Raw genomic sequence first — 10,019 nt, forward strand, 5'->3', positions numbered from 1 at the left:
AGGGGGTACGGGACACGCCGTGAACCCATCCTTGGGGGCTCGTAGAAAACATCCATGTTTTCTACGGTCCCGTACCCCCTACCCGCCGCCCCTCGACAGTGAATCGGCGGGCACGGGAGATCGAAAAAATAGCTACCGCGCCGCGCGGTGTTCGGCTCTCACCCGCCGCCGTCCCCCACGTCGCAACGAGGCGCCAATGCTCTGCGCGTACCGACCAACGGTCGGTACCCACCCACCGGGGCGCGTGCCGACGACTGCCGCTCGCCTGGTTCCGCACCCGGCCCCGGCCCCGCCCCAGCCCGCAGCACTCAACGCGCCGGCTGTACGCGACATCCCACCGCAGGTGCACATCCCGCCCAACCAGCGGACAATAGCCGTGCCGGCGCGCGTGACCCGCTGCGCCCCCTCATTCCGTCTAGACGCTCCAAGGATTCCCGCATGGCCGCCCGCAAGACCAAGACCCCTGTCATCGAAATCCAGGCCCGCCCCGGCCTCCCGCTGGGCATGCCCGCCGCCACCTTCCTGCGCGACTACTGGCAGAAGCGCCCGCTGCTGATCCGCGGCGCATTCTCCGACTTCCAGACCCCCCTGCAGCCGGAAGACCTGGCCGGCCTGGCCTGCGAAGAAGGCGCCCTGGCGCGCCTGATCAGCCATGACCGCGCCACCGATGGCTGGACCGTGCGTACCGGCCCGTTCCAGGAAGAGGAATTCCCCGGCATGCCCGACCACGACTGGACCCTGCTCGTGCAGGACGTCGACAAGTGGGACCCGGACGTGCGCGCCCTCGTCGGCCACTTCGACTTCCTGCCGCGCTGGCGCATGGACGATGTGATGATCAGCTTTGCCGCCACCGGCGGCTCCGTCGGCGCCCACGTCGACCAGTACGACGTGTTCCTGCTGCAGGGCTACGGCCACCGCCGCTGGCAGATCGACGCCAGCGAATCGATCAAGGGCAAGCGCCCGCCGCTGGACTTCCGCGACGACGTCGAACTGAAGCTGCTGCGCCGCTTCAAGCCGACCCACGACTGGGTGCTGGCCCCGGGCGACATGCTGTACCTGCCGCCGAACGTTCCGCACAACGGCGTTGCCGAAGATCCCTGCCTGACCTTCTCCTTCGGCATGCGCGCGCCGGCCTCGGCCGAGCTCATCAGCGACTACCTCGACACCCTGATCATGGATGCCGATGAGTCCATCCGGTACCAGGACCCGGACCTGAAGGTGCCCGAGGACCCGAACGAAATCGACGTGGTCGCCATGAACCGCGTGGTGGCCGCGCTCAACGCCATCCGCATGAACGACCCGGACAAGCTGGGCGACTGGTTCGGCCGCTTCATCACCACGTACCGCGCCGCGGGCGAAGTGATGGCACACGGCGAACCGGTGCCGCGCGAAGAGGTCGAGGCCGCCCTCGGTGCGGACCTGGCCCTGCAGCGCCACCCCTGGTCGCGCATGGCCTGGCGGCGCGCCAAGCGCGGTGCCAGCCTGTACTGCAGCGGCCTGGAGTTCGCGCTGTCGGTGAAGGATGCCCAGCTGCTGGCGGCGACCGAACTGCTCGGCGCCCCGCTCTACCAGAAGCTCTCGGCCAAGGGCCGCGATGCCGTCCACGCCCTCCTGGCCGGCGGCCACTACCAGCTGCTGGACCCGAACGCCGTCGACGACGAGGACGGGTACGACGACGAAGGCCCGGAGGACGCGGTGGCCGAGTACGCCATCGTCGATGCCAGCGACACCGTCGAGGTGGTCGAGGATGAGGACGTCCGCGCCGATGTCCACGAAGTCACCATCCACGACGATGGCATCGAAGTGATCGTCGATTTCGACGACAGCGACGACCAGGACGACGCCGGCCCCACGGACGGCAGCCCGCGCCGCTGAGCATGGCCGGCGCCGCCTTCCAGGTCGAGGACGTCGCGTACCCGGTGCAGCACGCCGCGCTGCACCGGGTGCGCCAGCGCGTCTTCGTCGAGGAACAGGGCGTGCCCGCCGCGCTCGAGATCGATGCCCTGGACCCGCTCAGCGTGCATGTCCTGGCCCGCGACCGCGACGGCGAGCCGATCGGCGCCGGCCGGCTGACCCCGGACGGCCGCATCGGGCGCATGGCCGTACTGGCCGACTGGCGCGGCCGCGGCGTCGGCGAGGCTCTGCTGCTGGCCCTGGTCGCGGCGGCGCGGGCCCGGGGCTGGCGCGAGATCCGCCTGCATGCCCAGTTGCCGGCCCGTGCCTTCTACGCCCGGCAGGGCTTCCTGCCGGAGGGGGACCTGTTCGAGGAGGCCGGCATTGCCCACCAGCACATGCGCCGCGTGCTGGACGGGGCGGCCACCATCACCGCGTTCGACGAGGCCGTGGCCATCACCACCGCGCTGGTTCACCGCGCCCGCCGGCAGCTGTGGATCCACAGCCGCCAGCTCGACCCCGGCCTGCTCGATGCCGCCCCGGTGATGGCGGCGCTGCGCCGCTTCGCCACCGCCCGCCACGACAAGCAGGCCTGCCTGATCGTGCATGACGTCACCGCCATCGCCACCGGCGGCTCGCCCCTGCCGGGGCTGCTGCAGCGGCTGCCCAGCGTGTTCCGGGTCCGCCAGGTGGTGGACCCGGTGGACCGCGCCGTGGCCTCGGCCTGTCTGGTCAATGACAGCGGGGACTACTACTTTCGTCTTGCCGGCCATCGCGTCGACGGCGAAGCCGGGCTCGCCCAGCCTGCACGTTCGCGACCGTTGCAGGACGGTTTGCAGCGCGTATGGGAACGTTCGCGTGAATGCACGGAATTGCGGGCGCTCGGTCTGTAGCTCACGCCGCGTGCCCGAACCTGTCTGGGAATGACACCGCAGCACCGCTGCGCGGCCCGTCGGTGCCCCTTCCTGTCCCGATGGGGGTACAATTTGGGGAGTTAGATACCGCCCGCGCAGGGCTATTCACTTTTCCTGCCGGTTCTCATCGAAGCCTTACCCCACAAGCGAATCCGACCCTCCATCGTGGACAATCTACTGAAGCAGTTTGCGCAGTCTTCGCAGCTCGCCGGCGGCAACGCCTCCTATATCGAGGATCTGTACGAGCAGTACCTCGTTTCTCCGGACAGTGTCGATCCCAAATGGAAGACCTACTTCGACGGCTTCAAGGGCCGCGAAGCCGGTGACATTCCGCACTCGGCCGTCATCGCCCACATCACCGAAGCCGCCAAGCACGCTGGCAACAGCGCCACGGCCACCGGTGCCGGCGACGAGCGCGAGCGCAATGTCGGCCGTCTGATCACCGCCTACCGTTCGCGTGGCCACCTTGGTGCCCGCCTGGACCCGCTGGGCCTGACCCCGCCGACCAACCCGCCGGACCTGGGGCTGCCGTTCCACAGCCTGTCCGAGAGCGACCTGGGCAGCGAGTTCAGCACCGGCGGCATCGCCGGCCAGCCGCGCATGAAGCTGCGCGACCTGCTTGAGCGCCTGCAGAAGACCTACACCGGTTCGATCGGTGCGGAGTTCATGCACATCTCCGAGGTCGAGCAGCGCCAGTGGCTGTACCAGCGCCTGGAAACGGCCGGTGGCAACTACAGCCTGGATGCCGACACGCAGCGTCGCACCCTGGAGCGGCTCACCGCGGCCGAAGGCCTGGAGCGCTACCTGCACACCAAGTACGTCGGCCAGAAGCGCTTCTCGCTGGAAGGCGGCGATGCGCTGATCCCGATGATGGACACCATCATCCGCGACGCCGGCAAGGATGGCGTCAAGGACGTGGTGATCGGCATGGCCCACCGCGGCCGTCTGAACGTGCTGGTCAACACGCTGGGCAAGAGCCCGCGCAAGCTGTTCGACGAATTCGAAGGCAAGTTCGAGCACGACGAGCACGCCTCGGCCGGTGACGTGAAGTACCACATGGGCTTCTCGGCCGACGTGTCCACCCCGGGCGGCGCGGTCCACCTGGCGCTGGCGTTCAACCCGTCGCACCTGGAAATCGCCGACCCGGTCGTGGCCGGCAGCGTGCGCTCGCGCCAGGAACGTCGCGGCGATACCGCCCGCAAGCAGGTCATGCCGATCCTGATCCACGGCGACGCGGCCTTCTCCGGCCAGGGCGTGGTCATGGAACTGTTCCAGATGTCCCAGGCCCGCGGCTTCGCCGTCGGTGGCACGGTGCACATCGTGGTCAACAACCAGGTCGGTTTCACCACCTCCAACCCGCTGGACACGCGCTCCACGCGCTATGCCACCGACGTGGCCAAGATGATCGCCGCCCCGGTGCTGCACGTGAACGGCGACGATCCCGAAGCGGTGGTGTTCGCCGCCCAGCTGGCCTTCGAGTTCCGCCAGAAGTTCGCCAAGGACGTGGTCATCGATCTGATGTGCTACCGCCGTTGGGGCCACAACGAGGCCGACGAACCGGCGATCACCCAGCCGCTGATGTACCAGGTGATCCGCAAGCACCAGACCACCCGCGAGCTGTATGCCGCCAAGCTGGAAGCCGCAGGCGTGATTCCTGCCGACGGCGGGAAGGCACTGGTCGATGCGTACCGCAACAAGCTCGACGCCGGTGAAGTCACCACCGAGCTGGCTGCGGTCGAGAAGACCCCGGCCACCAGCCGCATGTACGTGGACTGGCCGAAGCTGCTGGCCGGCAAGCTGTCCGATCCGGTCTCCACCGCCGTGGGCATCGACAAGGTCAAGCAGCTCGCACAGCTGATCAACACCGTGCCGGAAGGCGTGGAACTGCACTCGCGCGTGGCCAAGGTCTATGACGACCGCCGCAAGATGGCCGCCGGCGAGATCCCGGGCGACTGGGGCTTTGCCGAGAACCTGGCCTACGCCACCGTGCTGGACGAAGGCAACAGCCTGCGCCTGGTTGGCCAGGACGTGGGCCGCGGCACCTTCACGCACCGCCACGCGATCCTGCACGACCAGAAGACCGACAACTACTACCTGCCGCTGCGCCAGCTGGTCGAGTCGCCGGAACAGGCCACCATCATCGATTCGCTGCTCAGCGAAGAAGCGGTGATGGCCTATGAGTACGGCTTCTCCACCACCGATCCGAACACCCTGTGCATCTGGGAAGGCCAGTTCGGCGACTTCGCCAACGGCGCCCAGGTCGTGATCGATCAGTTCATCGCGGCCGGTGAAGCCAAGTGGGGCCGCATCAGTGGCCTGACCCTGCTGCTGCCGCACGGTTACGAAGGCCAGGGTCCGGAGCACAGCTCCGCCCGTCTGGAGCGTTTCCTGCAGCTGTGTGCGCTGGAAAACATGCTGGTGTGCGTGCCGTCGACCCCGGCGCAGGCGTACCACATGCTGCGCCGCCAGATGCGCATGACCACCCGCAAGCCGCTGGTGGTGATGTCGCCCAAGTCGCTGCTGCGCCACAAGCTGGCCGTGTCGACCCTGGACGAGCTGGCCAACGGCGAGTTCCAGCACCTGATCGGCGACGCCACCGCGAACGCCAAGCAGGTCAAGCGCGTGGTGCTGTGCTCGGGCAAGGTCTACTACGACCTGCTGGAAGACCAGACCAAGCGCGGCCAGGACGATGTGGCCATCATCCGCGTCGAACAGCTGTATCCGTTCCCGCGCGTGGCCCTGGCTGCGGAGCTGAAGAAGTACGGCAAGGCGGCCGATGTGGTGTGGTGTCAGGAAGAACCGCAGAACCAGGGTGCCTGGTACCAGATCCGTCACCACCTGCAGGCGTGCCTGGCCGATGGCCAGAGCATCCACTACGCAGGTCGCGCCCGTTCGGCATCGCCGGCCGCTGGACACATGGCTGACCACGTCATCGAACAGCAGAAGCTGATCGCCGACGCCCTGGTCAACCCGTTCAACGACTCGGTCGCTGAATAACCTCCTCCCTCATTCTAGAAAAGACAAACCAGGAAGCTCCCGCATGGCCACCGAAGTCAAAGCCCCGGTACTGCCCGAATCCGTCGCCGACGGCACCATCGCCACCTGGCACAAGAAGGTCGGCGATGCCGTCAAGCGCGATGAAAACCTGCTTGATCTGGAAACCGACAAGGTCGTTCTGGAAGTGCCGTCGCCGGTCGATGGCGTGCTGAAGGAAATCAAGTTCGAGGTCGGCGCTACCGTGACCTCCAGCCAGGTCGTGGCCATCATCGAGGAAGGTGCCGTGGCTGCTGCCCCGGCGCCCGCCGCTGAAGAGAAGAAGGCCGCTGCCGCCCCGGCGGCTGCTGCGCCGGCCGCTGCCGCAGCTGCTGCTCCGGCACCGGCTGCCAAGAGCTCTGCCGATGCCCTGCCCCCGGGCGCCCGTTTCACCGCCATCACCGAAGGCGTGAACCCGGCCGACGTGGATGGCACCGGCCGCCGCGGTGCGGTGACCAAGGAAGACATCGTCAACTTCGCCCGCAACGGTGGCGCCGGCAAGGCCGGTGGCGCACGTCCGGAAGAACGCGTGCCGATGACCCGCATCCGCAAGCGCATCGCCGAGCGCCTGATGCAGTCCAAGAACAGCACCGCCATGCTGACCACCTTCAACGAGGTCGACCTGTCCAAGGTCTCGGCCGCGCGCAAGGAACTGCAGGACGAGTTCGTCAAGGCCCACGGCATCAAGCTGGGCTTCATGAGCTTCTTCGTGAAGGCCGCCGCCAACGCGCTGCAGCGCTTCCCGCTGGTCAATGCCTCGATCGATGGTGACGACATCATCTACCACGGCTACTCGGACATCTCGATCGCCGTGTCGACCGAGAAGGGTCTGGTGACCCCGGTGCTGCGCAACGTCGAACGCATGTCCTTCGCCGACATCGAGAAGACCATCGCCGACTACGCCAAGAAGGCCCGTGACGGCAAGCTGAGCCTGGAAGAACTGCAGGGCGGCACCTTCACCGTGACCAACGGCGGCACCTTCGGTTCGCTGCTGTCCACGCCGATCATCAACCCGCCGCAGAGCGCCATCCTGGGCATGCACGCCATCAAGGAGCGTCCGATCGCCCAGAACGGCCAGGTCGTGATCGCGCCGATGATGTACCTGGCGCTGTCCTACGACCACCGCATCATCGACGGCAAGGACTCGGTGCAGTTCCTGGTGGACATCAAGAACCAGCTGGAAAACCCGGGCCGCATGCTGTTCGGCCTGTAAGACCTCCCGCCCCTCCGCGCCTGCGCGGAGGGGTTCTGGTAAAGCAACAAGGACTATCTCAATGGCTGAACAATTCGACGTCGTCGTCATCGGTGCCGGCCCGGCCGGCTACCACGCCGCCATCCGCGCCGCGCAGCTGGGTCTGAAGACCGCCTGCATCGATGCTGCGCTGGGCAAGGACGGCAAGCCCGCCCTCGGCGGCACCTGCCTGCGTGTGGGCTGTATTCCGTCCAAGGCGCTGCTGGATTCCTCGCGCCAGTTCTGGAACATGGGCCACATCTTTGGCGACCACGGCATCAGCTTCAAGGACGCCAAGATGGACGTCGAGGCGATGGTTGGCCGCAAGGACAAGATCGTCAAGCAGTTCACCGGCGGCATCGGCATGCTGTTCAAGGCCAACAAGGTCACCCCGTACTACGGTTTCGGTGAGCTGCAGCCGGGCAACATCGTCAAGGTCAAGCAGCACGACGGTTCGGAAGTCGAGCTGAAGGGCACCAACGTCATCATCGCCGCCGGTTCGGACTCGATCGAACTGCCGTTCGCCAAGTTCGACGGCGACACCATCGTCGACAACGTCGGCGGCCTGGACTTCACCGAAGTCCCGGCCCGCCTGGCCGTGATCGGCGCCGGCGTGATCGGCCTGGAACTGGGCAGCGTGTGGAAGCGCCTGGGTGCGGAAGTGACCATTCTGGAAGCACTGCCGGACTTCCTGGCCGCTGCCGATGCCGAAGTGGCCAAGGTCGCCGCCAAGGAATTCAAGAAGCAGGGTCTGGACATCCGCCTGGGCGCCAAGGTCTCCAAGGCCGACGTGACCGGCAAGGGCAAGAAGAAGGAAGTTGCCCTGACCTACACCGACGGTGAAGGCGAAAAGAGCCTTGTCGTGGACAAGCTGCTGGTGGCCGTTGGCCGTCGCGCCGCCACCAAGGGCCTCCTGGCCGAAGGCACCGGCGTCAAGATCAACGCCCGTGGCCAGATCGAAGTGGACGACCATTGCCACACCGGCGTTGACGGCGTGTGGGCGGTCGGCGACTGCGTGCGCGGCCCGATGCTGGCGCACAAGGGCTTCGAGGAAGGCATCGCGGTGGCCGAACTGATCGCGGGCCTGCCGGGCCACGTCAACTTCGACACCATTCCGTGGGTGATCTACACCGAGCCGGAGCTGGCCTGGGTCGGCAAGACCGAACAGCAGCTCAAGGACGAAGGCATTCCGTACAAGGCCGGCAGTTTCCCGTTCGCCGCCAACGGCCGTGCCGTCGCCATGATCGAGCCGGCCGGCTTCGTGAAGGTGCTGGCGCACGCCGAAACCGACCGCATCCTGGGCATGCACCTGGTCGGCGCGAATGTGTCCGAGCTGGTCCACGAAGGCGTGCTGACGATGGAGTTCAGCGGTTCGGCCGACGATCTGGCGCGCATCTGCCACGCCCACCCGTCGCTGTCCGAAGTGGTGCACGACGCCGCGATGGCCGTCGGCAAGCGTTCGATCCACAAGGCGAACTGAGGGCGTTGCCGGCCAGTGGCCGGCGCCTCCCGACGTAACGAAAAACCCCGCCTTGGCGGGGTTTTTTGTGGGTGCTCAGCAGGACTGCAGACGCATCCAGGTGCGTGACAGATCCCGCGCGGCCAGATCACTTTGGCGGATCCACCAGTACAGCATCCCCGAATCGCCCCACATCGCCTCATCGTCGGAATCGAGCTGCAGCAGCAGGGCCCAGTCCGTACTGGCGGCCTCCAACGCCGCACGGCGCGGGTCCTGGTAGCCGGTCTGGTCGCCGCAGTACAGCCCATGACTGACCAGCTGCGCTTCCAGCTGCATGTCGCCCTGCACGTTGTGCGAGTACCCGCCCAGCCCATGCCGCTCGCCCGCGCGCGGCGCGCCATGATCGGCGACCGTGTCCACCAGGTCGTAATAGTCGTCCTCCACCGCATCCTCGTCCCAGGCGACGCCGTCGGCCTGGAAGGCCTCGAGCATGCGCGCGCCATCACCCGAGAACGGATGGGGCAGGCTCCAGGCCTGGTGGAACCCCAGCGCCGCAGGCGGCAGTGCCGTCTCGGGATCGGGCGCAGGCAGGCGCTGCAGGTCGCCGGCATCGAACAGCACGGCGCAGTGGCCGTCCCGGTGGGCAGGGTCGTAGCCCCAGGGTTGTTCCTGCGCGTCGTAGAAGAACGACAGCAGCCCCTGCGTGGGCAGATCCAGGCCCGATTGCAGGCCCTGCAGGTCGGCAAGATTGATCTGCAGCATGAAATCCAGCGGTCGGCCGTTGTGTGTGGGCCATTGGAAGTCTGCAGGCACATCGGGGCCGCCGCCGATCCGCGATGCACCGATCGGTGCGTCGGCATCGGCCGTGCGGCTGAAACCGATACGCGGCCGCAGCCAGGGCTGCAGTGCAGCGGCATGCTGCCCCAGCGCGTGCTGCTCGCACAGCGCGACGAACGCCTCACCGGACAATGTCATTCCACATCCCTGTTGGACAAAACAGCCGGCAGTCTACAGAGCGCCGCTGCACGGCGGCAACGCGGTTTTCCCGGCATTGGCGGCCATCATCCGCCTCATGCGGCCACCGGGCCGCCGCCCAGCAGGCGCGCCGGCAGCATGAACAGCGCGCGCAGGAAGGCGAACAGTGCCGAGAAGGTGATGCCCACCAGCCGGAACGGCAGGCTCAGCAGCCAGACGAACGGCCACGCCACCAGGGCCAGAACCGCCAGCGGCCAGCACAGCACGAACAGCAGGCACCACACCCCCAGCGCGAACAGCGTCTTCATCGTCGGTCTCCTTCGACTCGGGGCATCGTCGCCCACCGGGTCACGTTGCCCCGCGCCGGGAGCCGCGACAAGCGCGCTGCGACGAACCACCCCGCAGCACGGATGAACCCGCCGCTGCGGCGACGGAAGCGGGGGGGGGGGGGGGGGGGGGGGGCGACGCCTGCACGAGGGACGGGGGGGGGACAAATGGTTGCAATCCCTACCGC

7 protein-coding genes are annotated in these 10,019 nt (G+C 67.4%); 5 read left to right on the forward strand and 2 right to left on the reverse strand.

Annotated elements, in window-relative coordinates; genetic code table 11:
* The first annotated feature begins 438 nt into the window (after positions 1-438).
* The 5 genes from ACO6VK_RS19950 (at position 439) to lpdA (ending at position 8,551) form a co-directional block, all read left to right on the forward strand.
* Complete coding sequence (locus tag ACO6VK_RS19950; protein WP_422510205.1) at positions 439-1,875, forward strand: JmjC domain-containing protein; 1,437 nt, start codon at positions 439-441, stop codon at positions 1,873-1,875.
* Positions 1,876-1,877: 2 nt separating this feature from the next.
* Positions 1,878-2,786 carry a GNAT family N-acetyltransferase gene (locus ACO6VK_RS19955; protein ID WP_422510207.1) on the forward strand — a complete coding sequence of 303 codons (909 nt, stop codon included), beginning with the start codon at positions 1,878-1,880 and terminating at the stop codon, positions 2,784-2,786.
* Between the two features lie 186 nt (positions 2,787-2,972).
* Positions 2,973-5,804 (forward strand): 2-oxoglutarate dehydrogenase E1 component, encoded by a 2,832-nt coding sequence (locus ACO6VK_RS19960; protein ID WP_422510209.1) that lies wholly within the window; start codon positions 2,973-2,975, stop codon positions 5,802-5,804.
* 43 nt (positions 5,805-5,847) lie between these two features.
* The gene (gene sucB / locus ACO6VK_RS19965) at positions 5,848-7,053 is read left to right on the forward strand and encodes a dihydrolipoyllysine-residue succinyltransferase (RefSeq protein ID WP_422510211.1); all 1,206 of its coding nucleotides are present in this window, start codon (positions 5,848-5,850) and stop codon (positions 7,051-7,053) included.
* A 61-nt stretch (positions 7,054-7,114) separates the two neighbouring features.
* A complete protein-coding gene (gene lpdA / locus ACO6VK_RS19970; protein ID WP_422510213.1) occupies positions 7,115-8,551 on the forward strand; it encodes a dihydrolipoyl dehydrogenase in 1,437 nt (478 codons plus the stop codon).
* 75 nt (positions 8,552-8,626) lie between these two features.
* Here the strand turns inward: lpdA and ACO6VK_RS19975 are convergent, their stop codons facing one another.
* Both ACO6VK_RS19975 and ACO6VK_RS19980 read right to left on the reverse strand, forming a co-directional pair.
* On the reverse strand, positions 8,627-9,505 hold the full coding sequence (locus tag ACO6VK_RS19975; RefSeq protein ID WP_422510215.1) for a YwqG family protein: 879 nt from the start codon (positions 9,503-9,505) through the stop codon (positions 8,627-8,629).
* 95 nt (positions 9,506-9,600) lie between these two features.
* On the reverse strand, positions 9,601-9,813 hold the full coding sequence (locus ACO6VK_RS19980) for a hypothetical protein (protein ID WP_411851442.1): 213 nt from the start codon (positions 9,811-9,813) through the stop codon (positions 9,601-9,603).
* Between the last annotated feature and the right edge of the window lie 206 nt (positions 9,814-10,019).

It is taken from the genome of Stenotrophomonas sp. GZD-301 (genome assembly GCF_049310345.1).
Lineage (GTDB): Bacteria > Pseudomonadota > Gammaproteobacteria > Xanthomonadales > Xanthomonadaceae > Stenotrophomonas.